This is a genomic window from Pseudomonas marincola, from assembly GCF_900682675.2.
Classification (GTDB): domain Bacteria; phylum Pseudomonadota; class Gammaproteobacteria; order Pseudomonadales; family Pseudomonadaceae; genus Aquipseudomonas; species Aquipseudomonas marincola.
Map to the genome: position 1 here is coordinate 3,533,036 of NZ_LR215729.2, position 25,937 is coordinate 3,558,972.

20 protein-coding genes are annotated in these 25,937 nt (G+C 54.7%); 2 read left to right on the plus strand and 18 right to left on the minus strand.

The window, feature by feature from the left end; genetic code table 11:
* Positions 1-36 precede the first annotated feature (36 nt).
* The 17 genes from PMYSY11_RS16445 to tssA all read right to left on the minus strand — a co-directional run bounded on the left by PMYSY11_RS16445 (position 37) and on the right by tssA (position 20,877).
* Positions 37-1,050, minus strand: a complete 1,014-nt coding sequence (locus tag PMYSY11_RS16445) for a serine/threonine-protein kinase (RefSeq protein WP_150547457.1) — start codon at positions 1,048-1,050, stop codon at positions 37-39.
* Positions 1,047-1,775 (minus strand): PP2C family protein-serine/threonine phosphatase, encoded by a 729-nt coding sequence (locus PMYSY11_RS16450; protein WP_150547458.1) that lies wholly within the window; start codon positions 1,773-1,775, stop codon positions 1,047-1,049. The genes PMYSY11_RS16445 and PMYSY11_RS16450 overlap by 4 nt, the downstream gene beginning before the upstream one ends.
* Positions 1,775-5,290, minus strand: a complete 3,516-nt coding sequence (gene tssM, locus PMYSY11_RS16455; protein ID WP_150547459.1) for a type VI secretion system membrane subunit TssM — start codon at positions 5,288-5,290, stop codon at positions 1,775-1,777. Before tssM ends, PMYSY11_RS16450 begins: the two co-directional genes overlap by 1 nt.
* Before the next feature lie 23 nt (positions 5,291-5,313).
* Positions 5,314-6,174 (minus strand): type IVB secretion system protein IcmH/DotU, encoded by an 861-nt coding sequence (gene icmH / locus PMYSY11_RS16460; RefSeq protein ID WP_090508996.1) that lies wholly within the window; start codon positions 6,172-6,174, stop codon positions 5,314-5,316.
* Positions 6,175-6,179: 5 nt separating this feature from the next.
* Entirely contained in the window at positions 6,180-7,511 is a 1,332-nt protein-coding gene (gene tssK / locus PMYSY11_RS16465) for a type VI secretion system baseplate subunit TssK (protein ID WP_069899591.1), read from the minus strand.
* Entirely contained in the window at positions 7,508-7,999 is a 492-nt protein-coding gene (tssJ, locus tag PMYSY11_RS16470) for a type VI secretion system lipoprotein TssJ (RefSeq protein ID WP_170860543.1), read from the minus strand. Before tssJ ends, tssK begins: the two co-directional genes overlap by 4 nt.
* A 5-nt stretch (positions 8,000-8,004) precedes the next feature.
* On the minus strand, positions 8,005-9,201 hold the full coding sequence (tagH, locus tag PMYSY11_RS16475; protein ID WP_150547460.1) for a type VI secretion system-associated FHA domain protein TagH: 1,197 nt from the start codon (positions 9,199-9,201) through the stop codon (positions 8,005-8,007).
* 19 nt (positions 9,202-9,220) lie between these two features.
* Positions 9,221-9,361, minus strand: a complete 141-nt coding sequence (locus tag PMYSY11_RS21910; protein WP_150549598.1) for a type VI secretion protein — start codon at positions 9,359-9,361, stop codon at positions 9,221-9,223.
* 70 nt (positions 9,362-9,431) lie between these two features.
* On the minus strand, positions 9,432-10,949 hold the full coding sequence (locus PMYSY11_RS16480) for a sigma-54 interaction domain-containing protein (RefSeq protein WP_150547461.1): 1,518 nt from the start codon (positions 10,947-10,949) through the stop codon (positions 9,432-9,434).
* A gap of 10 nt (positions 10,950-10,959) precedes the next feature.
* Positions 10,960-13,575, minus strand: a complete 2,616-nt coding sequence (gene tssH / locus PMYSY11_RS16485; protein WP_172970627.1) for a type VI secretion system ATPase TssH — start codon at positions 13,573-13,575, stop codon at positions 10,960-10,962.
* Between the two features lie 6 nt (positions 13,576-13,581).
* Positions 13,582-14,589, minus strand: a complete 1,008-nt coding sequence (gene tssG, locus PMYSY11_RS16490; protein WP_069899594.1) for a type VI secretion system baseplate subunit TssG — start codon at positions 14,587-14,589, stop codon at positions 13,582-13,584.
* Positions 14,553-16,340: a type VI secretion system baseplate subunit TssF gene (gene tssF / locus PMYSY11_RS16495; RefSeq protein WP_150547463.1), complete on the minus strand. Its 1,788-nt coding sequence runs from the start codon at positions 16,338-16,340 to the stop codon at positions 14,553-14,555. Before tssF ends, tssG begins: the two co-directional genes overlap by 37 nt.
* Positions 16,341-16,581: 241 nt before the next feature.
* Positions 16,582-16,854, minus strand: coding sequence for a PAAR domain-containing protein (locus tag PMYSY11_RS16500; protein WP_150547464.1), 273 nt, complete (start codon positions 16,852-16,854; stop codon positions 16,582-16,584).
* Between the two features lie 10 nt (positions 16,855-16,864).
* Positions 16,865-17,275 (minus strand): type VI secretion system baseplate subunit TssE, encoded by a 411-nt coding sequence (gene tssE / locus PMYSY11_RS16505; RefSeq protein WP_150547465.1) that lies wholly within the window; start codon positions 17,273-17,275, stop codon positions 16,865-16,867.
* Positions 17,276-17,289: 14 nt separating this feature from the next.
* Entirely contained in the window at positions 17,290-18,765 is a 1,476-nt protein-coding gene (tssC, locus tag PMYSY11_RS16510; RefSeq protein ID WP_069899598.1) for a type VI secretion system contractile sheath large subunit, read from the minus strand.
* A 25-nt stretch (positions 18,766-18,790) separates the two neighbouring features.
* On the minus strand, positions 18,791-19,291 hold the full coding sequence (gene tssB, locus PMYSY11_RS16515; protein WP_150547466.1) for a type VI secretion system contractile sheath small subunit: 501 nt from the start codon (positions 19,289-19,291) through the stop codon (positions 18,791-18,793).
* Between the two features lie 29 nt (positions 19,292-19,320).
* Positions 19,321-20,877 carry a type VI secretion system protein TssA gene (gene tssA, locus PMYSY11_RS16520; RefSeq protein ID WP_150547467.1) on the minus strand — a complete coding sequence of 519 codons (1,557 nt, stop codon included), beginning with the start codon at positions 20,875-20,877 and terminating at the stop codon, positions 19,321-19,323.
* 873 nt (positions 20,878-21,750) lie between these two features.
* On the opposite strand from tssA, the gene arcD reads away from it, so the two are divergent.
* A complete protein-coding gene (gene arcD, locus PMYSY11_RS16525; protein ID WP_069899601.1) occupies positions 21,751-23,178 on the plus strand; it encodes an arginine-ornithine antiporter in 1,428 nt (475 codons plus the stop codon).
* A 124-nt stretch (positions 23,179-23,302) separates the two neighbouring features.
* Here the strand turns inward: arcD and PMYSY11_RS16530 are convergent, their stop codons facing one another.
* Positions 23,303-24,292 (minus strand): sulfate/molybdate ABC transporter ATP-binding protein, encoded by a 990-nt coding sequence (locus PMYSY11_RS16530; protein WP_090509012.1) that lies wholly within the window; start codon positions 24,290-24,292, stop codon positions 23,303-23,305.
* Between the two features lie 592 nt (positions 24,293-24,884).
* Here PMYSY11_RS16530 and cysP point away from each other — a divergent pair.
* Complete coding sequence (cysP, locus tag PMYSY11_RS16535; RefSeq protein WP_069899603.1) at positions 24,885-25,898, plus strand: thiosulfate ABC transporter substrate-binding protein CysP; 1,014 nt, start codon at positions 24,885-24,887, stop codon at positions 25,896-25,898.
* The last annotated feature ends 39 nt before the right edge of the window (positions 25,899-25,937 follow it).

Genomic DNA, 25,937 nt, shown 5'->3' on the forward strand with positions numbered 1-25,937 from the left:
GGACTCCCTGTCCCTTGTACTGTTACGTCCATGGCATTAGCCAAAAGATGCAGAAACACCTCTCACGGGTACGGCATTGAATGCGTCATACAAATGCAGTGCATTGCTGGTTCGGCAGTTAGGGTTTAGCCTTAGCGCGCGCTTTAATGCGGGCCAGCAGCGGCGGGGTAATTTTCTGGGGCGACGCAATGTGCGCCCGAGGTTCAGGTCTCTGGCCAGATCAGATGAGACTCTCAAGTAAGGATGCTTGCCGCAGGCCAGCTCGAAGAGTACGCAGGCAACGGCAAACATATCGCTACCCGTCGACAGACCGAAGCCATCGAAAAGCTCGGGCGCGGCATAGCTAGGCGTCCAGGCGTTGAAACGCTCGCGGCTGAGCCGGGCCAAGCCTGGCAGGACGCCGCCAAACGACTGCCCCAAGCCGAAGTCGAATAACTTCACCCTGTAGTTATCGAGCATCACGTTGCTCGGTTTGATATCGCCGTGCAGCACCCCGTGCGCATGCGCGTAGGCCAGAGCATCGAGCAGTTCCAGCGCGATATCCCGCAACTCCGACCACGGCAATCCATCAGGGCGCTCGCAAAGCAGCTTGTCCAGGGTCAGGCCCGACATCAACTCCTGAGTGATAAACCCACGTTGGCACTCAGGCTCCATGTTGAAGCTGTAGACGCGTGCAATGTTGGGATGCTGCAGATGACGGGTAAACGCAAATTCACTGAAGAGCAAGGCACTGGCATCTGCGCACTCGGCAATCTCTTCACCGAGAATTTTGATGGCGACAGATGGATCAGGGTCGCCGTATTGCTCATGCAACAAGTCGCGGGCTTTATAGACCAAATTCATCCCGCCCACGCCCAGCAAGCGTTCGATGCGGTAGCGCCCGGCCAATACGCGCGGGATCTCTTTAACGGTTTGAGCTTGAGATGGCTGGACTTGATCGTGCGCCGGAACAAAACCGAAATAGGTCAAGTCACGCGGCGCATCCGCCGCGCCAGCTAACGTGACCGGCACCTCGCCACCGGCAAACGTCAGCGACTGCTCATCGTTCATTGGCGCACCACCACAGCGCTGATGTTGTCGCGCGCTGCACTTTGCAGGACGTTGGCGAACAGTCGATCAATGGCAGCTTCGGGGCTGTCCATGTTGAGCGCACGACTCAGAGCGTTAGCGTCGAGATATTGATACAGGCCATCGCTGCAAAGCAGAAATACATCACCCGGGCAGACTTCAAACTCGAGCACTTCAAGATTGAGCTGCACGCTGGCACCGATTGCCCGGGTCAGCGCATGCGAGGATGGATGCTGCTGGGCTTGCTCGGCGCTCATTTGCTGCTCGAATATCAACTCCTCATACAGCGAGTGATCTCGGGTGAGTTGATACAACCGCTGTTCGCGCAACATATAGCAGCGGCTATCTCCGGCCCAGACGCAGGCGCCATGATTACCCTCGATCAATAACGTCACCACTGTGCTGCCCATGATGCTGCTCTTGCGGTCTGCGGTGACGGTGAGCTCCTGCCCCAGCCTGCGGTTGAGCCAATGCAGGCACTGGCGTATATCGCGCAAGTGCCTGACAAAGCTGCCATCAAACACCAGATCGGCCAGGCTGCTGACAATCAACTGACTGGCAACATCCCCGGCCCGGTGCCCGCCCATTCCGTCGGCAACAGCCCACAAGCCCTGCGCCGAGTTTTCAAGCAAGGCATCCTCGTTACGCGAGCGTACCTTGCCTGCATCGGTCCTTGCCGCACTGCGCCATGGTGCTTCGGCGGTCATTACAGATGGCTCGGCAACTGAAACCGGCGCAACACACGCAGATCGAACGGATTCGGCGTGCGTTGGCTGGATAGCAGATAGCTGGCATGTACATCGTCTACCCGCGCCTTGACCAACAGTACATCGCGCCCGCGCAGCGGCTCGGTCTGCATCATGTCGAGAAAGCGGAACAGTGACCACGGCCCGGTGTCTTTCTTGACCCCGACAGCGCGTCCGACCAGGCGCTCAAGCACCAGGCTGGTCTGGCCATTGTCTGCATCTGTCGGCCAGACAAACGACTGCGTCACAATCGGGCCGTGACGATACTCCATGCGCTGCTCGCCAAAGGTGAACTCGGCGCGACTCACGCTCGGATCAAGGTTGTAGGGTTCAAGCTCAAACTTGACCACTGCCTGATCAGGATTCTCGGCAAAGAAGCTCTGGCGAATGGTACGCACGTTGCTCATTTGCTTCAGGAAAGCCCCGGTCATCGGCAAGCTGTGCCCAGCAATGCTGCGTAAGCGGTAATGGCCCGAACTGCCGGTTACAAAGGGCCGCATGTAGTTGTCGAAGAACTGCTGGGCAATGCCCTGATCCTTGAAGAACATGTTGAAGTCATTGATCGACACATCACTGTGGCTGCCCGCGGAGAACGGGTAACGTCGGGCGATTGCCTTGCTGTAAAAGCTGTACAGCTCACTTTGATAACGCTGATTGAGGTAGCTGTAGGCGTCCGCCAATGCGAGGCCCCAAGTCTGGTTCGCGATGCCTGCAAACCAGCCGCCGACGGGCTGTGGCAGACGCACAGAAGCGGTGAGCAGATTGCCCAATGCATCCTGCTCACCGCTAATACGACTCTTCGCGTACTCGAACGAAGCCTGTCCAGACTGCCCCGCGCGCGCCCGGTTGGCCATCTGCAATTGCAGATCGTTAACCGCTTGCAGTGCGGGGGTAAGATCGGCTGTGGGGCTGCCTTCATCAGTCAGTAGTTGATGCAACGGATCAAAGCGGCGTTGCAGGAGTTTCTTCGCCGCATCCGGCAAACTCTTACTGATATCCACTTTGGACTTAGCCGCCTTGGCCGCATCCGCCACAGCACCCGCCACACCAGAATCAGGCGCTTCGGGCAAATCCTCGGCCGACTCAAGCAGCGTCGGGAAGCGGGTATTGGTGCGCACCTCCGTGAGCAGCAGTAACAGAGGCGAATTGGCGGATGTCAGACTCGCCAGCTGATTAGCGCCTTGCTGCGCATTGGTGATTTCGTGAAGCTCCACACGCCCGACGGCTTCACTCCAGTAGTCGGCATAATCGCTGAAATACAACTGCTCAAGCTCAACCATCAACTGGCGTAAATCCATGCCGCTGATGTCGGTATTTTTACCCAGCACCCAGTTATCGCGCAGGATCTCACTGACCATGCTGACGCCCCGGGAGATGAAGTACTGCTTATATCCCTGCTGGGTGTAGAAGCCGGGGATAAGGTAATCCGTACCCGAGAACACGCCGCTTTGCGATCCCATATGCTGGCCCAGCCGATACTCAGGCAAGCTCCCCGCTTCATCGCGCAATATGCTGTAAACCACACTGGCAAACGACTCGCTGAGCAACACTTGCCTTGCCTGCGCAATAAGGGGTTTATCCGTTGCATAGCTATACGGCAGCTCAAGCAGACGATCAAGGTGCGCGCTCAGTTGCTGCTGGGTTTGTGCATCGCCGCGATAGAGTGCAGACCAGCGACTGGTGATCTGTTGTTTCAACAGCTCCGGGTCACGACGCTTGGTATCACTGAGCATCAAATAGCCACGCAGGTTTTCCAGCAGTTGCTGGCGATCATTCATGTGCGTGTGTATTTGCGTTTCAAACAGGCGGGCGATGCGCGGCAACAGAACGCGTTGCAACTCGTTTTCGTACGCGGTCTCCAGCACCGGATTACTCGCGTCGCCCTGATACAGCCCCGTGCGCTCATGCAGCGCAACATCACCATCCGGCGGGAACACTTGTGTGGCGTTATAGCTGCTGTTGAGCGGTTTTAACGCCGCACGCACACCATCTGCAGGCGATAATATTTGGTCCTGCTTTTCGAGGGTCTGAGCGATGCTCTTGACCTCATCCAGACGCTCAAAGTTGGCCGAAAAGCTCGTCGCCCAGGCAATGCCGAACACCGATAGCGCAGCTGCCGCGCCCAGATAGATTGCGCGCTGCCCCCAATTGATCCGGCGCTTTTCATTCTTGTCGAGGCCAGCAAGCACGGCCTCTGGGAATATTACCTGGCTGAGCAAATTATGAATGAAGCGAGAGCGGCCCTGATGCAGGGTCGGCAGCACACTGCTGGCAATCCCGAGATTGGAGCCAATTCCCGCCACATTAGAATCAAGGGTTTCGGTCAGGTACGGCGCGCTGGTCAGATAGAAACCGCGCAATAAGGTTTTGCGCTGGTAGCGATTACCGGTAAACGCCATGTCAACAAACAGGCACAAACGCTCACTGATTTCGGCAAGCTGATGCGGAAAATCAAGCACGCGACCCCGTCGAGCGGTGTCGCGCTCCTGATGCATGCGCAAAATTACCTGGCTGTTGAGGCGCTGTAAGAGCTTTTCGAGTTCCTGACGCAAGATGGTTACGTCAGTGCCATTCTGATCCTTGCGAAAGGTCGCGCCCAACACCTGTTCGCTCTCTTCGCGAGACAGCTGATCGAAGAACTCATTGAACCCAAGCAGTTGGTCGGCCTTGCTCAGCACCAGATACACCGGCACATCAATGTGCAGGCGCTGATGGATCTCCTGCAGACGCGCACGAACTTGTATACCCAGCCGCTCCAACGCCTGCTCGCCGCCCTTGGCCAGCAGATCAATCGGAATATTGACCAGCACACCATTGAGCGGCCTGCTCCGCCTGTGCTTACGCAGCAGCATCAGCAAGGTGTCCCAGGCGCTGCTATCCGTCGGTTTATCCGGCTGGGTCAGAAATCGGCCAGCGGTATCAATCAGTACACCATGTTCAGCAAAGAACCAGTCGCAATTGAGTGTGCCTTTGGTGTCACGGGTTAACTTGCGCTCGATCTTGTTCAGTGGAAAATCCAGCCCGGAGAAGTCCAGCAAACTGGTTTTGCCGCTGCCCTGCGGACCAATCAACACATACCAAGGCAACTCGGAGCGCCAGCGCTCGCTGCGCTTCCTGTAGAGGCTGGTACTTTTGAGCGTATAGAGCGCGTCTTTAAAGCGGCGACTGATTTCTTTCTGTTGGCTCTCAGTCTCCTCCTCACGGCGTAAACGCTCCTGCCCTTCCTCACTGTCCTCGACTTTCTTTATGCGCACACTGCTGCGCCAGCTGAGAAATACGACCAACAGCCCCCACAGCAGAAACAGTCCGCAGATGGTCAGTAATCGTGCATCTGTACTTTCCCAGATGCTGTAATCGGCGAAGGAAAATAAAGGCCCCACGAACCAAATGAAGATCGCCGCCAACACCACCAAAATCAGTGTCCAAACCCATGACTTACACAGGAAGGCGGCTATTTTTTTAAAGTAGTTTTTCATTACACATCCCTGTAATTCGGCTTTTACTCGACGTTGACCGCGTCGGGCGGCTGATACGGTTGCAGTACCGACTCACGGTGTTCGCTCAAGACCCAGGCGAAGCCGGAATACATCACTAACAAGCACGCCCCGGTGAATGCCACTACGAGCCACCACGGAACGATTCGAACCAAGCCGCGCCCCTTATCGTTAAGGCCCTGCCATTGCGGAGAAAGCTGGCGAGGTACATCGCCGCGCAACTGGCCTATCTGGCGATAAAGGCTGTCGCGGATTGCCTCAAGGTCGAGCATGCCGCGCGGAATAACCCGGTATTTGCCCTCGAACCCAAGAGCCAGGCAGAGGTACATCAACTCCAGCATTGGCAAATGCTTGACTGGGTTTGCCGAAAGACGCTCAAGCAGTTGAAAGAACTTTTCACCGCCGAAGGTTTCGTGGTGAAAAGTACTCAGCAAACTCATACGCGCCCACTCACTTTCAACCCCCCAGGATGTGGTCACCACAGCCTCATCCACGACCGTGCAAAGTATGTAGCGAGCCGCCATTACCTGGCTGCTCTCACTGCCATCGCGCAAAGCCCGTGCTTCGAATAGTTTGAGGTTTGAAGACAGCCGTTGATTGAGTTCAAGCATGTCTTGCGGGGTACTGTCGCGCTTTAGCCGCACCACATCTGAAAGCACAGTAGAAGCCGCTGCGACCAATGGATTAAGACTGACATTGAACGAGTCTGCCGGCCCCAGCCTTGCGGCATAGATCATTCGTTCTTCCAGCTGCTCAAACTTTGGAACCGTATCAAAATCGGTGAGTGGGTCTTGCCCACGCTCGTAGCCTGGGCGGTCCAGGAGCACCGTTTTATCGTCTTGCGGATTGCCCATATCCCTGGTCATTTTGATTAATTCCTTATGGCCCAAAACTTCATTTCCAACTCGTCAAACTCACCACTGACATGGAAAGCAAAGCCGCCTGAGCGCTCTAACTGGTCCAGGTCTTCCGGGGTCAGATCAAGAATGAAGTAGGTCTTTTTTGAGTGGAACGGAATCTGTCGTGGCGCGACGGGAAGCGGCGTCACTTTGATGCCTGGGAGGTGCAGGTTTACCAGCTGCCGAATGCTCTCGACCGAGCCCACCTTGAGGTGCGCCGGTAACCGATGGCGCAACTCTTCAGAGTCGCAGTTGGCACTCGCCGCCAGCACAAATGAGCCGGTCTCGAGCAGTGAGCGATCATTCAGTTGCGAGACCAATACCCCGTACTGACGCGCTTGCAGCACCAGCTCCAGCGCATGCTGCTCAAGTACCATCGACAGCACTTGGCGTATGGTTTCCATCAGTTTGCGGAAACAGGCGCCCTGATCGGTATGCAGGTAGCTGTTGTCCAGCCTGGGCCGCTTGCTTTCGCTGGAAAACGTCGAGAGATCACCGAGCATTACCAGCAATACGCGATAAAGCTCTTCCGGGGTAATTTGCTTGATGCTGAGGTAGTGGCGCAGAAGCAACTCGGTACGGTTGATCAGTTGCAGCATCATGAAGTCGCCGACCTCTGCGCCACCCACCTTGCCGTTGGAGCGAATTCGCTCGGCAATGGTATCACCCCGATGCGCCAGCATGCTGATCACTTCTTTCAGGCAAGACAGCAGATAGCTCGACCCGTGGGCATGGATGAAGGTCGGAATAAAATCCGCATTCAGGCTGACGATGCCATCAGGTCCGGAATTGAGGATTTCACAGATTTTAAGTTTTACGCTGCTTTGCTCGCTCTGCGCCTCGCCGAGCAGCAAACGAAAATCAGGACGGGCGCAACTCACCTGGGAACTGACGTCATCCCCAGCGTTGGAATCAACCACATCCAGCTCATAGGCAATATAACGCGCAAATACATCAGTCTGCGCCGCGGTTCGTGACTCGACATGATTGCCAGTCACCAAAGGCAGCGCCAGATAAACATCGCAAACCCCGGTGTTCGGTGGGACTTCAAGCGTTAGTGGTTCGCTATTTCCACCCAAATCAAACAGGCTGCCGTCTGGTAATACGCCAGCGGCCTTACTGATGACAATTTTGCCCATATTGAGAAATTGCACATCTATCTCGATGCTCAGAAAACCCCATGAATAGCTACCCAGCAGTTGGGTGCGCATCTTCATCTGGTTATCGTAGTAACGATCGTTGTGCTGAAAGTGCTGAGGCCTCAAAAGCATGCCTTCACGCCAGATTACTTTGTGATCATTCATGGCTGGGCATCCATATTGTTGGCACTTTCGTTAGCGTTAGTGATTCCTTGTTGGTCAAGCGTCAGGGCAGTCTGCGTTTGCCCGTCAGGGGTAACCTTGATCACATAGCGCCACTGCGCATCGGATAAATCCCGGTATGCAGCCAACACGCCGACGTAACGGCTCTCTGTGTGGACGCTCAGTTTCAAGTTAACAACCTGACCTGGGCGCAGCTCCATTTCTTCGTTTGCGACCAGATCAGGCGCCAGGGTTTTCTTGGCGGACTCATACAGGCTGAAAAAGTCTGCGTTCTCGAATGAGACCGGGTTCTTCAACTCAAACAAACGCACGACAATTGGCGAGGGCCGGCCATTGAGGTCAGGATTAAGCCGTTCGCTGGCAGTCAGTTTCAGGTCCAGCTTGGTTAGCTTTGAGTAGGGCGAGAGCACCGAGCAGCCCGATACCAACAAACTGATGAGCAAACCACTGACAATGTATATCCGCTGCATATCAATCATCCTTGATCTTCTTTGTTGAGCGTTGCTATCAATTGGCATTGTTCTTCGTAGGCCTGCGCAAAATCGCGGGCCAGCAGCCGCTCAGTCCACTCATCATCTTGTTGCAGTGCCTGGTGATAACGTTCGTATGCGCGCCAGCGACGGCCCGCCTTGGCGAACAACGGCTTGTTGCCGTCGCGCTCAAAACGCAAGGTGAGTTGCTGCGGAGAAAAGTGTTCAAGCGCGCTCTGCAGGGCTGCACGACTGGCGCTCAGCATGGCCACCTGATGCGCTTGCAGATCGCGAAATGCCTGGTATATCGCCTGGTCTGCGGTGACGGCACCGGCCTTGGGCGGGCTCAGTAACACGCCGACAGCCTCATCGGTATCAGTGGCATACTTGAGTGGATTCTTGGCCGCTTTGTGTACCACGCTGTGGCTCAAACGCAGCTGGTTTTTCAATTCCCGGCGCGTGTACAAGGACTGCTGCAGATTAAGCATGCTCTGCCTGAACAGGCGCGCACTGTTGACCGCCATCGCCTCCCGATCCGCGTTTTCCATTCCGGACATATCAACGCCCAGTGCCTCGCTAAAACGCTGCCAGAACGCTTGATTAAGAGGCGCAACCACAGGCTCGTCGGGTAGCGGCTTAAATACCTTGGGAGCAATCAGCTCAGGCAAAACCAGATGTTCTTTATCGACCCGCGCATAATCGGCGCGCTGATGGTCATCTGTTGCAGCGGCCTTGAGCGCCAGCAGTTCATCGAATGGCGCGTAGGCGTCTTCTTGCTGATCCAGCGCCACCAGCGGATCAAGGTCAAAATTGACATCATCAGGAATGATGCTGCCAGCGGGCAAAGGCTGGCCAATCTCGCGGGTATAGGGCGCCAGACGCTCAATCAAACTCGCCCGGATAATCAACCGGCCGAGCCGATAAGAACTGCCGCTCTCTATGCGTTGTGCCACCCCTTTAGGCAACAGCGCACCACTCTCAATCAATTGTGTGCCGTTACTGCTGATATCGGTGATGTAATAACCATCGTTGCGATAGCTGATCAGCGCATGCTGATTGGACAAGTGCCGGGTCGGGTCGGTAATCACCCACTCGCAATCATCACCACGCCCGATCAAGCCCCCCGCGTACTCGAACGTCTTGTGAAGCAACTGGTCTGGTGCGCATTCATGCGCCTCTACTATTTCTAACACCAACTGCATAAGCTCGCGCTCCTTGCGATTATTGTTCGCGATTTAGGGTCGCAGGCTCACCTAAGGGTCGATATTCATCATCGTTGTATTTGAAGTTGCCACTACAGCCTCCAACGGTCAGCAGTGCACTTACTAAAAACGCGGCAATTAGCCAGTTCCGGTCCAACATCTGTTCCCTCCCAAAATGCCCAGCAATGGCGTTGTAGTGCCCGTACATGTCAGCCCCCGATAAGCGTGGGTTAGCCATGACTCGCGTTGTAATGGATGTTGAGGCGCGACAGCCGATAAATCAGGGTTCGCCGAGGCAGCGCCAGTTCGCGGGCAGCCTGGGTTTGATTGCCGCGGTTTTTGCGCAAGCATTCGATCAGCAAATCTCGCTCAACCTGATCGAGTTTCTGGCGTAACCCGCAATGGGTTTGCTCGACTGAATGCGCCTGTAAAAGACTGAAATGCGCGGGCAGCAACACCCCCTGATCGCACATCAGCACGGCACGTTCGACAGCGCCTTTAAGTTCTCGAACATTGCCCGGAAACCTGCACCCAGCCAGATACTCAAAGGTTTCGGGTGCCCATTTGAGGGAATCACGCTGCAGAAATATGCAGGCCTTTTCTGCAAAGTGCTGAGCCAGAATCCGAACATCGCCCTGTCGTTGCCTGAGCGGTGGTAACTCGATGGGAAATTGCATCAACCGGTAATACAGATCCTCTCTGAAACTGCCTGCCGCTACGGATTCTGGAAGGTTGCGATGCGTGGCCGCGATGATCCGCACATTGATCTTATGGGTACTGTTCGCGCCTAACGGGCGAATCTCACCTTCCTGCAACACGCGCAACAACTTGGCCTGCAAGGACATTGGCATGTCCCCAATCTCATCAAGCAGCAAGGTGCCGCCCTCTGCGGCATCGAACAGCCCGCGACGATCACGGTCGGCGCCGGTAAACGCGCCCTTGCGATAACCGAACAATTCACTTTCAAGCAAGTTCTCGGGCACCGCTGCACAGTTCTGCACGACAAACGCATGTGTCTTGCGCGGCCCCTGCTCATGAATCGCTCTGGCAACGACGTCTTTACCCGTACCCGTCTCGCCCGTTAACAAAACCGTGTAAGGGCTGGAAATCACCTTGGCGATAAGACGGCGTGTTTCACCGATAGCAGGGCTTTCGCCGATCAGCCCGAACAGGTTGCCAGTTGATCGGGTATCAGTTGTGCCCGTCAGGCCATCATTCAACGGGCGGGAGCGCTGCAACAGCCAGGCCTGTTCAGCAAAAAACTGGCCCAACTCAAAAAGCGCTGAGGTATAGCCGCTCAAGTCCCGAATCCGCGTACTGGCCAACAACAGCAAACCATTCACCGTGCCAGTGCGTTTAGCCAAGGGCACACACAACAGCGATGACCAGCGTTGCTTGAACGCCGGCAAAAACTCGATTGAGTGCAGGCCCGAATCCACTTGCTGCAGACACACCGGACGGTTCTGGCTCAGCGAAAACTGCAGCAACTGCTCATCCCGGTAATCACTCGGAACCGCCGCATCGAGAGTTCTCTGAACGTCACCTGCGAGGCATTGCACGCTCAGATTCAACCGGGTGTGAGCCGCATCCAGCTGATAAACCTGGCTCAACTCACACTCTGTAAGCGCAGTCATGGCCCGCGCCAGCTTCAGTTGCAGTTCGCCGACATCTGCGGCGACGTGCAAGCCTGCAATTTGCCTGACAAAGCTCTCGGCAAACTGCACCGGTTGCGCTACTGGGGAAAACATCAGACGCGCCTCATGCGAATTCACACGCAATTTGTCCATTGGCGAGCGTTGCATGAACCCGACTAATCGACTCCCCCGTTGCCATGGCGTCGAGCAACCGGTCTGCGATCAGCGGCAGCAGATGCAGGTCGAGCAAATGATCGATAAAGCGTGCGCCGCTGTCGCTCTGCTTGCAGCGCTCAGACAAAAGCGCGACCAGTTGCGGGCAGTAACTGAGCTGCAACTGTCGCTTAGCCAGTCGTACTTGCAAGCGTTGCAACTTGAGTTCAACCAACTCACGCAAAATCTGCTCATCCACCGGGAAATAAGGCACCACTTTCATGCGCGCCAACAGCGCAGGTTTGAAGTGCTGGCTAAGGGTCGGCTGTATGGCCTCTTGCAGCTGCTCAACGCTGGGTTTTGCATCCAATTTGCACAAGGCGCTTATTTGCTCGCTGGCAAGATTGGATGTCATCAGGATCAGGCAATTGCAAAAATTGATCTCGCGACCTTCCCCGTCGTTGGCGACGCCTTTATCAAAAATCTGATAGAACAGATTGAGTACATCGGGATCGGCCTTCTCGACTTCGTCGAGCAATATCACCGAATAAGGTTTTTGCCGAACGGCCTCGGTCAGCATGCCGCCTTCGCCGTAACCCACATAGCCAGGTGGCGCGCCGATCAGCCGCGAAACGGTATGTTTTTCCTGAAACTCGGACATGTTGATCGTGGTGATAAAGCGGTCGCCGCCGTACAGCAATTCAGCCAAGGCCAACGCGGTTTCGGTTTTGCCAACCCCACTGGGGCCAACCAGCAGGAACACGCCCACTGGCGCATCCTGCTTACTCAAGCCAGCCGCGTTAGCCCGCATTGAGCGATCGAGCGCCTCAATGGCCTGCTCCTGACCGAGAATGCGCAAGCGAAGATCAGTCGCAAAGCTGGCGATTCGGGCGTTATGTTCACGCGCCAGTTGGGCGAGGGGCACACCGGTCCATGCGCTGATAACTTCGGCAACCAGCCGTGGGCATACCTCAAAACTGACCAACCGCTCGGCCTGCTGCGCTTCGCACAAGCTCTGATGCACCCAGCTCAATTCGGCTTCGTACGCTAAAATATCGGCATCGGTATTGCTGTCTTCAAACGCCTCACCTGCGTTTTCAGCTTCGACACGTGCAGCCGCGAGTAACTGGCGAAGCTCAAGCAAACGTTCCGCCATATCACGCTGCTTGCACCAGCGCTCATGCAGGCTCTGCTGCTCAAGTTCAGCTTCAACAAGCCGCGCTTGCAGCAGCGCCAGGCACTCTTGATCAACCGGCAAACCGGACTCAGCATCGCGCTGCAACGCCTGAAGCTGTCGGTTGCCCTGAGCCAGCTCTGCGCGCACACGCTCCAATGCATCGGGCGCGGCGGCGAGGCTGATGCGCACCCTTGCGCACGCCGTATCCAGTACATCTACAGCTTTGTCCGGAAGCAGGCGACCCGCCAGATAGCGCGCCGACAACTCAGCGGCGGCGACGACCGCATCGTCACGAAGATAGATGCCATGGCTTTGTTCATAGACCTGCGCCAATCCGCGCAGAATCGTTACGGCCTCTTCCACCGTTGGCTCATGCAGCTGGACTGGCTGGAAGCGGCGCGACAAGGCAGGGTCTTTCTCAAAGTATTTCTTGTACTCAGCCCAGGTTGTCGCGGCAATGGTGCGCAACTCACCGCGTGCCAATGCTGGCTTAAGCAGATTGGCAGCGTCCGAGCCTCCAGCATCGCCCCCAGCCCCGATGATGGTATGCGCCTCGTCAATGAACAGAACGATTGGCTTGGGTGAAGATTTAACTTCGTCGATCAGGCCTTTCAGGCGGCGCTCGAACTCACCCTTAACACTCGCACCGGCCTGCAACAGGCCCATGTCCAACGCCAGCAGCTCAACGCCCTTGAGAACCTCCGGAACTTCACCGGCAGCTATGCGTGAAGCAAGCCCTTCAACAATTGCGGTTTTGCCGACACCGGCCTCGCCCACCACAATCGGGTTATTCTTGCGCCGACGGGCAAGAATATCGATCATCTGGCGAATCGCAGCGTCGCGGCACAACACCGGATCAAGCTTGCCGTCGCGGGCTTGCTGGGTGAGATTGTGGGTAAAGCGCTGCAGTTGTGACTCGCCGCCGTGAGCAGCTGCTGGCGGTGCTTTGCCGGCCTCGTTTTGCAAAGAAAAATCGCGGATACGTTGTGCGTTCAACTTGGCGATGATCGGCTGATAACGGCTACCGGCATACCGTAACGGGTTGCCTATCAGGGCTAGAATCAAGGCGCGCTGATCAATCTGGCTCTGTCCCAATTCCAGAGACGCAACCAGCAACGCATCCTGCATCCACTGCACCAACTCCGGCGCAAAGACCGGATTATTCGAGGCGCATTGTTCGGTTTTAAGCTGCAAAACCGCCTGCAAAGCATCCGGCGTAATCTCTGCGTCCTGCAGCGAGCGCACCAGCAAACCATCACGATGCTCAAGCAACGCGAGCAACAAATCCTCAATCAACACCTTGTTGCCGCCACGCGAAATACAACGCTCAGCGGCACTTTCAAGATCACGTCGGGCCTCTATTTCGAGTGCCTGAATGAGCTGTTGCAGGTCGACGTTAATCATCTTCATCAGTCCTTAATGAGTTTTGCTGCCGAGGGTGACAACACCATCAGCGCGCTCGCAGCCTAGCCAACTGGTCCAACCCAGCAGGCAGGCACTTTCCTGACCAATACGCAGTTCGCGAATTTCTTCGGGGATAAGTACTAAGCGAATGTCGTAATCGAGTGGATCACGCAAGGTAAAACGCACCAGCGCGCAAAGCGGTTGGTAGCCGGTGCCAATGGGTAAAAAATGGTGAAACTGCACCCAGCTCAAGCGCCGAATGTGAATGCGAAACTTGCCACTGCAATCGCGTACGCGTTCGCCCAGTACCAAATCATGGGCCAGGGTGTAATTGGCGGTGCCCAGGCTGTTCTGTTGCCTGGGTTGGATATCGACAATCCGCACCACGCATTGCTCGATATTCATGTCGGCATGTTTGAAGTAGTAACGCAGCACTGCCTCGATCAACGCGGCGGAATGAGCCCGTAAACTCAGCAGGCCCAAATACGGCAGCAAGCGCTTCCAGTTGAGTTCTTGCGCGTTGCGTATGTCTTGTCCGGCCAGACCAACCAAGGCGAACAACTGCTCGGAGAACGGATCATTCGCCCCCGTGCGAAAACTCGAGCGATAGCGATACTTGCGCCAGATAGGCAGGAGCAAACGCTGAAGCCGGTGATTGAACAGGTCGAGAAACTCGCGTGTCGGGTTACCTTCCGGGCTGTCGCCAAGCGCTTGTTCGCCATAGAAAGCCGGAATCGGCGAGCTGGCGCCAAACAAGCCAATCAAGTTGAAGCGCAAACGACACCGCAGCAGCCCTTCCTCCTGAAAGAATTCCACCCGATCCACATCGCTTCCCGGAAACCCGAGGCTAGGATTGGCCTGAAACTCCAACTGATCGTAGAGCTCCTCCTCACTCATGAATGGGTGAGCTTCACGCAGGCGATACAGCACACGCTGCACAGCCTGAAACAGTGAGTATTCGCGTATTACCTGGCTAAGCCCGCTTAAAGCAGGGGCTGTAACCCCATGCGTGGCATCCATGTGTACACTTCTCCCTGTGTGCTCTCTACGCGCAATTCGTGATATGAGTTGAGGCTGGCGTACAGCGCAAAAAACTCATTGAGTACCGAGGCGAAGACGAACAGGTCGCCTTCGCAGATGTATCCTTGCGAGTCCATCGACAACACGCTGCACAAGCCACGTATGGGCAATCCCTGATGCAGTCGGTCGACGTGGGTATGCTTGATCGACTTCAAGCCGCCGAGTAATCGTTTGCTGACCCGTTGCGCATGCTGATCATAAAAACTCGGCAAGTCGTAGGTTTCGAGAATGACCTTGAGCGCATCGACATTCGCCAACGACAAATAGTTGAGCGACATATTGCTGATCAGCTTCCACAGAAAGTCCTGATTCAGCGGCGGTGCAAAGCTGGAGGTTGCGGCCGTTATATTCTTGAACTTGAGAAACTCGGGCGTGCCATCGCTGGGTATGCATATATCACCCAGCTTCAGCTTTCGGGGCAGGTTCTGATTGGTGCAAGTCAACTCGATAGACAGGGTTTCATTGATTTCCTCTTCACTCATGCTGAAGCTCAAGTGCGTATCGAGCCCGTCATGGTGCAGCGAAGCGCGCTGGCGAATGCTGTAATGCGCCAGCGCCTGCGGCACATCAAAGCTTGGGTCATGCTCGAATGACTCGAATGGCACATAATCGCGATACCCCAAGCCACCAGGCCGCCAACCCAGCACGGCGTCTATCGAGAACACCCCGCAGTGCTCAAGGTTGTACTTGGCCGGCACCACCAGGTACTCATCCTGCTTGCCATCAAAACGAATGGGCGACGCATCGTGCTTGAATAGATTGACTATGGGCGTGCAGTTCAGCGCTATGTTGTCCAGCGTTGGGCGGGCTCGCTGAAGATTACCCTTGGCCAGATTGAAGCGAATCTCGAAGCCGCGCGTCTGCTTGAGAATTTCCTCAGGCAAGGCATTCAGCCGATCCAGCCCGGTCAAATCGACAAACAGAAATTTGTCCTGAAAGGCAAAGTACTCCTGCAAGTAGCGGTATCCGCGAAAGCTGTTTAACGGATATGGGATAAGTGCCTCTTCCTCCGCGAAGCCGACAGGCTGCACGCGGTCTGGCGATAATCCAAAGGAAATGCTCTTGTCGCCATTGCTTACAAACGGCTTGTTCTCGCTGTCGAGCGGCACCAATTCAATCGCGTTGAGGTGGCGCAGCAAGCCTAGATACAAGGTCTGGCTGATATACCGCTCACCGGTAAAATGCAGGCGCAAGCGACTCAGATCCAGATTGCCCAGATGCCCCTCGCTGGTCATTGCCAAACGCAGGTTGAGTAGCGCGCCATCGCCCTGCATCGAGTAGCTCAATGCCTGTAACTCGAGCGGCAAGATTTCTGTGGGATAACAGGTGCGAAAATGACACGTGACCCCATCAACCGGAACACTTTCAACGGGCGTGTCACGTTGTACTTTATGTGCAGGGCCAGATTCAGTTAATGGCTCAAACTGCAAGATGCTGAATGCCGGCAGCGGACGCATGTAATTGGGCCACAGCAAGTGCATCAGCGAATGACTGAGCTCAGGGAGTTCGTCATCAAGCTTTTGCCGCAAGCGCCCGGTTAGAAAAGCAAATCCTTCCAGCAAACGCTCGACATCGGGGTCGCGCCCTGCCTGCAGCAGAAACGGCGCCAACGCCGGGCTGCGCTCGGCAAAGCGGCGCCCCAACTGACGTAATGCCGTTAGCTCACTCTGGTAGTAATTATTGAACGACATCTCAGCGCCAACCTGTCTGAGCAGGTGCGCAGTGCTCTGTACTCACCCGAATCGGCACTGAACTGCTTGCTGCGTAGGGTGCTGTGGCGGCATGGGTAAAAAGCACTAATCAATCCTTGATAGAGAAATGGCGGCGCTGAATCTCGCGGGTATCCGCGAGGTTCAGCCGCCAAAACGTCCTTGTTTCGGCAGCTCAAACGGCATCCCAAAAAGCTGCAAATAAACGGGCAGTGTTCCGGGACTAACCGATAATCACGGTTCCTGCGCCACTGATGACAACATTGCCGTGGCTGCCGACCGAACCCACGGTAGCGGCTGCTTTGCCATTGATGAAAACCGTGCCCGAGAGCTGTTCCGCCAGGGCGCCACCGCAAGCACTGGTGTCGCCCTCACGCGCGGCGCTAGCGCCCTCGATGAGCACATCCGGCGAGCCGGTTGCGATTGGATTATTGCCATGCCCGCTATGCGGACAATCGGTTGCGTCACCAACGCGTGCTGCAGGTTGACCAGCCATGTGAGTACCCTCATTTATTAACATTGACCTGCCCGCTACCATCGAGCGTCGCAGAAAAACTGACGTGTCGTTTGAAGCCCTCGACAGCCAGATTGCCCTCGATATTGAACGCCAACTTGAGTCGGTCATTACCGCCGGGTAAAGCAACTACATGCACATTGCTCAAGCGCGGCTCGTAAGCCTCGATGAAACGTTCGATTTCGCGCCGCGCCTGTTTGAGTGAGTCGTGCAGGCTGAGGCGCATATCATTGAGATCGGGTAAGCCGTAGTCGGGAAGTGTCTGCACGCTCCCCGCACGGGTGCTGAGCATTTTGCCCAGATGCGCTGCAACCGAGGCCATCGCGCAGGACTCAAGGCTTGAGCCATTGCGCTTATCCAGCTCACCGCTAAGGCGTTCGAATAGGCTCCCGTAAGCAGGCATGCTCAGCCTCCGACCTACTCTTTATCCAGCTTGCCAACCAGCGACAGGGTGAAGTCTGCGCCCATGTATTTGAAGTGCGGCCGCACGTTCAGATTGACCCGATACCAGCCAGGCTCGCCTTCAACATCGCTCACAACAATTTGCGCGGCGCGCAAAGGGCGACGGCCACGGACTTCCGCACTCGGATTTTCTTGATCGGCAACGTACTGGCGAATCCACTTGTTCAATTCAAGCTCAAGATCCGTTCGTTCCTTCCAGGCGCCCAGTTGCTCGCGCTGCAGCACTTTCAGGTAATGCGCGAGTCGATTGACGATCATCATGTAGGGCAGTTGCGTACCCAGCTTGTAATTCAACTCGGCAGCTTTATCTTCGCTGCTATTGCCAAAGAACTTCGGCCGCTGAACCGAGTTGGCCGAGAAGAAAGCCGCGTTATCGCTGCCTTTACGCATGGTCAGTGAAATGAAGCCTTCGTCAGCCATTTCATATTCGCGCCGGTCCGAAACCAATACCTCGGTTGGAATCTTGGTTTCGATTTCGCCCATACTCTCAAAATGATGCAGCGGCAAATCTTCAACCGCGCCACCGCTTTGCGGGCCGATAATGTTCGGGCACCAGCGAAACTTGGCAAAACTGTCAGTGAGCTTGGTCGCAAATGCATAAGCGGTATTACCCCACAGGTAATGCTCATGACTATTGGCGACGTTCTCTTGATAGACGAAGGTTTTGACCGGATTCTCTTCAGGGTCGTACGGGTTGCGCAGAAGAAAGCGCGGCACGGTCAAACCCACATAGCGTGAATCTTCCTGATCACGAAAGCTCTGCCACTTGGCAAACTGAGGGCCTTCGAAGTGATCCTTAAGATCTTTCAAATCCGGCAGACCGGTAAAGCTTTCCAGGCCAAAAAACTTCGGCCCTGCTGCGGCAACGAAAGGCGCATGAGCCATGCACGAGACATTGGACACGTACTGCATCAGCTTGACGTCGGGTGCGCTCGGCGACATGAAATAGTTGGCGATGATTGCGCCCACCGGATTACCACCAAACTGGCCGTATTCAGCGGTGTATACGTGCTTGTAAAGGCCCGACTGGACGACTTCCGGGGAGTCCTCAAAGTCATCCAGCAAATCGTCCTTGGAGACGTTGAGCATTTCGATTTTGATGTTCTCGCGGAAATTGGTGCGGTCCACGAGCAACTGCAAGCCACGCCACGCCGACTCCAGCGCCTGGAAGTCGCTGTGGTGGATGATTTCATCCATCTGCCGACTGAGCTTTTCATCAATCTCGGCGATCATCCGATCAACCATGGCTTTCTTGACCGGCTCACCGCTGTTCTGCGGCTTCAACAATTCCTCGATGAAAGCTGAAACACCGCGCTTGGCGATTGCATAGGCTTCATCATCAGGATTGAGCCGGGTTTCGGCGATTATAGTGTCGAGTATGCTGTATTCAGTTTTTGCGTCAGTCGACGTCTTTGCCGCGTGATTGCTCATAATTCCGATCCCTGCTGAAATTGATTTAAGCGTCCTTAGTGACTGCCGGATTAATGCCCAGCTCACCCAAAACCCGCCCGCGCGACTCATCGTCACTCAACACCCCTTCAATCGACTTGCGAAAAGCCGGTGTATTGCCCAACGGCCCTTTCAAAGCCACAAGTGCGTCGCGTAACTCCATCAACTTTTTCAGCTCGGGAATTTGCTCAACCAGATTTGCCGGGTTGAAATCTTTCATTGAGTTGATATCGATACTCACCGCCAACTCTTCGGCGTTCTCATCCAACTGATTGGGTACACCAAGAGTCAAGCTCAACTCCTGCTTGGCCAGCACTTCATCAAATGAGTCTTTATCAATACCAACTGGCTTGCGATCTTCTACCTTGCGCTCATCTTCGCGCTGGATAAAGTCACCCAGCACCAACAATTTCAAAGGCAGTTCTACATCTTCCTGAGCATTTCCAGTCGCCGGTTTAAACGTGACATTAATCCGTTCTTTGGGTGCTATTGAGCCTTCTTTGGCCATGGTAAATCTCCTGAGTTTAACCCTTGGGTCTATTCGAGTATCACGTCTAAATCGAGGTGGCAAAGTCTGCGATAAACATCATCTTTACATTCACGAACAACATTGCTCTGCGGCATCAGTTCACAGCAGCGGTATAACAAATGGAGAATTTCCAGCGCCAAGTTTGGCTCCCAGGCATTTAAACCTGACGCCAACAATTGCTGATCCAAAGTTTCCAGCTGAACTTTTACCAAGTCATACTTTTTCGCCGAGAAACACAGCCGAGCCAGACTCAGCTGCCAGAAAAAAATTGCGCGGCCACCCTGCGCACTTTGCAGGCCTTGATTGAGCAGCCTCACGGCGGCTTTCAAGCCTTCATCACGCAATACCGGCAAGGCATCGGCGAGCGCAATGTCCCAAGGCTCTTCAACATAAGCAGTGTGCTGCGGATCCTGGGTCTTGGGGGCTTGCAGATGATGATTGACCTGCGCACTTATCCAGGCACGAGTTTGCTCATCAGCAAACGGCTCGCCATCATGGAAGCGCAGCTCAATGAGACTCGGCAGGCGCTGTTGCAGCAGCGCAAAGTGGATTTCAATTTCACGCATTGCCAGCTGAGCATTCAGGCCTTCAAGGCATTCCCACACCATGCGCTGACCATCAAACCAGAACGGTGAACGCGCGATACTCGCTTCAAGTTCAACAAGCAGATCGGCATACTGCTTTTGCTCAAGACGTTCCTGATAGTTTTTTTGTTTATCAGCAGGCAACCCACGCAGCGCAGTAATCTGCTCGGCGTTGCATTCCGGCAAGCTATCAATATTCAGCCAAAGCAGGGTTCTATTGAGTTTCAGCGCCCGGACATCCGTGGCTTTCTGGCGCAGCCACCACGCGCACAGTGGCCGTGCGCCTTCCTGCAGATTACGCAGCGACTTATGTGCATCTTTCTCGTTATCGATCTCAGCGTTAGGGCTCAAAAACTGACTGGCGGCCTGCTTCACTTGAGTGACTACACCACTAATCGAAGTCGGCTCCAATTGATCGTTGGCGGCGCGCTCAACCATGCCCGAAAGACGCCGGCAAATCGGCAGCAGCAGCGGCGCTTCATCCTGCAGATGGTTGGTCAGTAGCAGATCAAGCGCTTCGAGGTGCAGCACGAACTGACGGAACAGAGGCAGCTGCTCCTTAACCGGCACGGTCTCACTCAAGACGCCTTCCATGCGTGGCACCAACCAGTTGAAAGTCGCAGAGCGAGTGCGCATTTTCAGCGGATACAAGGTTTGCCAATGGTGCTCACAGAGATGCCGCAACATGCCCAACCCAGCCAACAATCCGGGTAAAGCCTCACGTTGGTGCAACGCCCATGTCAGCCAGACAGCTGCACGCAAATCCTTGGACTGTTCACGTAACAACAACTCGCTTCCATCCAACACCTTGAGCCAGTCAACATGACCATTGCCATGGATACTATTGGCTTTACCAAGTTCGCGCTCCAGGGCCTCATATTCGCTGGTAAAGCGTACGTCTTCACCGCTGAATTCATATTCAGAGATTGGCGTTTTCGCGAGGCGAATATAATAACTGGAAAGCTTGCGGGTATTACTCATCACTCAGTTCTTCCGGCTTAATTGCATCCACAATCATTCAGAGTTCGCGCCAGACGTATCCATACGAACGAAACTTAAAAATCTATATAAACTTACACCAGTTTTGTTTTGTGACAAGCACCTAAAGAAAATCCCTACAACAACTTACACCCCGGCAAACCTATCAAGTAAATAAGCGCAACCACTATAACCACGTATACGCCCAACAAAGCAACCCGCCACTAATTCTAAACCCTCTCCAAGCTTGGCAGCGCTTATGCAAGTTCTTGCTCAATGAACGCGCATATTCAGCCAACAACATCCACATCCCCAGCAAAAACACCGCAGTACTTAGCCCAATACAATTAACAACAGTGAGCAAAAAGTTGCTCACCTTGATGAATACAAATCAATCAAGCAGGGCGACAACTCTGAATAACAAACAAGCCGTTGCTTTACAGTCACTTACTGGTCAACTGCAGGTATGTATCAATCATTCCCTGTAAACTTGAAACCGCGCAGGGCACAACAATTGGTTCACCCTTGAATGCACGCTGCCCTGTTTTTCCGGGGAGGCACCCGGCAAGACCCGATTACCGCTGTACTTCGCTGTTCGCATCGGACAATTTCGGATTCAATCGATCTCATTAACGCTACGTGTCTGGCCAGCGCCTCTTTAGTCCCACGCACAGCCTGTTTCCGTTTGCACTGAACGATCTGAGCGATGACCGAGGGGGACTAAAGCAACCTTGATCCACCGCCGCTTAAGCTATGCTTGAGAAAAATTTGCAGCGACGTATGCGGTCTCGGTTTGAGCTTTTCACAATGGCTTAACCGCATCGCCAAGGTGTTTCGCTGGATGTTTGAGCATCAACTACGGAGAAAGGAAGCAGCATGCCTGAGCCTGCACAGAGACTACGGATTGGCGCCTTGATCGCTTTGGTTGTGGGGTCGATGATTGGTGGGGGTATTTTCTCTTTACCGCAGAACATGGCCGAACGGGCAGATGCCGGCGCCATCATGATCGGCTGGACCATCACAGCTGTCGGCATGCTCAACCTGGCATTTGTGTTTCAGGTGCTGGCTAATCGCAAACCTGAACTCAACTCCGGGGTGTATGCCTATGCCAAGGCGGGCTTCGGTGACTACATGGGCTTTTCATCGGCCTGGGGCTACTGGATAAGCGCCTGGCTGGGTAACGTCGGCTACTTTGTACTGCTATTCAGCACGCTGGGTTACTTCTTTCCAGTGTTTGGTGAAGGCAATACACCCATCGCCATTGCAGCCTCATCTGCTCTGCTTTGGGCCGTGCACTTTCTGGTGTCGCGCGGGATCAAGGAAGCAGCATTCATCAATCTGGTCACGACAATCGCCAAAGTAGTGCCTTTGCTGATCTTCATCGTTATTGCCGCCATAGCCTTCAGTATGGATATCTTCACGCGTGATATCTGGGGCTATGAAAACCCGGACTTCGGCAGCGTGATGAACCAGGTGCGCAACATGATGCTGGTGACCGTGTTCGTATTTATCGGCATCGAAGGTGCCAGTGTTTATTCGGCACGCGCACAAAAACGCTCGGACGTGGGCCGCGCTACGGTAATCGGCTTCCTCGGCGTGTTGGCGCTGCTGGTATTGGTCAACGTGCTGTCGCTGGGCGTGATGACTCAGCCAGAACTGGCCGGATTACAGAACCCATCTCTGGCCTCGGTACTTGAACATATCGTTGGGCCCTGGGGCGCGCTTCTGATCAGTCTCGGGCTGATCGTTTCCTTGCTCGGCGCCCTGCTCTCCTGGGCGCTGCTGTGCGCCGAGATCCTGTTTGCTACCGCGCAGGACAACACCATGCCGGCGTTTCTGAAAAAGCAAAACGCCAATCAAGTCCCGATCAATGCATTGTGGATGACCAATGTAATGATCCAGCTGTTCCTGCTGATCACCCTGTTTTCGGCGGGCACTTACACCAGCCTGATTTACCTCGCCTCATCAATGATTCTGGTCCCTTACCTGTGGTCAGCCGCTTATGCGTTTCTGTTGAGCTGGCGCGGCGAAACCTACAAAGCCAAATCAAAGGAGCGGATCAAAGACCTGTGCATCAGCTCGATCGCATTGATCTACGCGGTCTGGCTGCTCTATGCAGGCGGCGTCAAATACTTGCTGTTGTCGGCACTTCTCTACGCACCAGGAGTGGTGCTATTTGCGATAGCCAAGCGCGAACAACGCGCTGCATTGTTCACACCGATAGAAACGGCTGTATTTGTGCTGGTGGTGGTAGGCGCAGGCTTCGCGGCCTACGGTTTGGAGACGGGCATATTGACGATGTAGCGGATAGTGCCGCTGGGGGTATGCCGATCAAGTCTCGGCACCCAGCGTGTTTGCCGTGGGTGGAAAAGCTTACGCTTAACCACCCAAGTTGCAGCAACCACTGGGCATGGGTGCTGCTAAGTAATCACTGATTAGCCTGCGGCTGCCCGGCCTTGGGTTTGAAGTACAGGGTCTCGCCACGATTAAGATTGGCCAGGCTCAGGTGATCTTTAGCAACCTCGGCCTCAATCAATTCGCTTTGCCCGGCCACCTTCAGGGTCACCCGGGTGATTGCACCGAGCGGGCGAATATCACGCACTTCAGCGGCCTGATGATCCGTTTCGGCATTACGCGAAAGATGCACTTCATGCGGGCGGAACAGCACGTGGTGATCTTCACCCACATACAGGCGGTTCGCATCCCCGAGGAAGTGGTAAACGAAGTCGCTGGCAGGCTTTTCATAAACCTCGGCCGGTGTGCCGATCTGCTCGATCACACCTTTATTCATAACCACGATCCGATCGGCAACTTCCATCGCCTCTTCCTGATCGTGTGTAACGAACACCGATGTCAGATGAACCTCTTCATGCAAGCGCGCCAGCCAGCGGCGCAACTCTTTACGCACCTTGGCATCCAGCGCGCCAAAGGGTTCGTCCAGCAGCAACACCTTGGGCTCAACAGCGAGCGCACGGGCCAAAGCGATCCGTTGGCGTTGCCCACCAGAAAGCTGCTCCGGGTAGCGATCCGACAGCCAATCCAGTTGCACCAAACCCAGCAGCTCATGCACTTTTTGCTTGATGACAGTCTCGCTCGGGCGCTCGCGCTTAGGCTTCATGCGCAAGCCGAATGCGACGTTGTCGAATACAGTCATGTGGCGGAACAAGGCGTAATGCTGGAATACAAACCCGACATTACGGTCGCGCACGTCGTGCTCGGAAACATCTTCACCGTGGAACTGAATAGAGCCGCTATCGGGTGTTTCCAGACCGGCGATAATGCGCAGCAGCGTCGTTTTACCGCAACCGGATGGCCCCAGCAGCGCAACTAGCTCGCCACTTTTGATATTCAGGTTGATCTCGTTCAGCGCCTTGAACGCATTAAAATTCTTACTGACGTTGGTGATTTCAATCGACATGTTCTTGCGTCCTCAGCCTTCTGGCGCGGGCGGTTAATTCGTACATATCCCGCAGCGATAATGACAGCAGGGAAACAGCGCCCAAGGAAGGAGGCTGATAAGGCGGTGTAAGTGTATCGGGTCAGGTGACGTATAACGACTGCACAGAGGTCTTCAGACCCTGACAAATCCAGCACACACGCAACCTTTTAAAAAGTTGAGCGAATCATAGGGCCGGCCCTATATTCATAAAAATATCATTTAGTAACATTGATATTCGTTTTAAGCATATAAATCAAGATGCCGCGCCATCTACGCTCTGCCGGCGACCTTACTCTTGGCTTTGGATAATGCTGGCTCAAGCGAAACACCGGGCCAACAGTTGCCGAGCTAGCTGACTGATCAGAGCCCGTAGAGCAGCAATTAAGCTGCCTTGGCGCTACACCGAAGTTAACGCACCTAAAAATTCAATATCGTTATATACATAGCTCAAAAAATTACTTTTTAAGAATAAAAAACTTAGGCAGTATCACCGCCCATAAGTTGGCCGATGTGCCAGAAAAATTAAATGGAGCCTTAAATACAGGGCTCAGTGACGAGGAACGTCTTCATCATGCTAAAGAAATTGCTTCTGGCCAGCCTTATCTCTACCAGCCTGTTGAGCAGCGTATCTGCACTGGCTGACGACAAGCCGATCCTCAACGCTTCATACGACATCGCACGTGAACTGTTTGCCGAGATCAATCCTAAGTTCCTCGCCAAGTGGAAAGCCGAAACTGGTAAAGAGCTGAAGATCGACCAGTCTTTCGCCGGTTCTTCGCGCCAGGCACAAGACATCATTCAGGGCAAAAAGGTTGATACCGTTACTTTCAACCAAGTAACCGACGTCGACATCCTCGCCAAACGCGGTCTGGTACGTAAAGACTGGGCACAGCAATTCCCGAACAACAGCTCGCCTTACTACAGCACCACCGCATTTTTGGTGCGCAAGGGCAACCCAAAGAACATCAAGAACTGGGACGACCTGGCCCGTAGCGATGTGAAGCTGGTGTTCCCAAACCCGAAAACTTCGGGCAACGCGCGCTATAGCTACCTGGGCGCATGGTTGTATGCAAACGAGAAGTTCGCCGGTGATGAAGCCAAAATCAAAAGCTTCGTCGGCAAGATCCTGCACAACGTACAAAACTTCCCAACTGGCGGTCGCGCCGCAACCATCGCTTTTGCCCAGAACGGCCAGGGTGATGTACTGCTGACTTTCGAATCGGAAGTGGTGAACATTGCCAACGGTGAAGAATTCAAGTCCGGTGAATACGAAATCGTTGTACCGCCAGTCAGCGTTCTCGCCGAGTTCCCGGTTGCAATCGTCGATAAGGTTGTCGACTCGAAAGGCACCCGTGATGTTGCCAAAGCGTACCTGGACTTCCAGTACAGCAAAGACATCCAGCAACTGCTGACCACCTACAACTACCGTGTACACAACCCGGAAGTCGTGAAGGCCACCGCCGACCAGTTCCCGCAAGTGCGCCTGATCAACCCGACAGAAGTACTCGGCAGCTGGGACGACATCACCGCCAAGCACTTCGATGCCAACGGTGTCCTCGACCAATTGCTGGCTGAAGGTCGCTAAGACCGCTTTGATTTGAGCAATACAGCAGGCCGCCGTCCA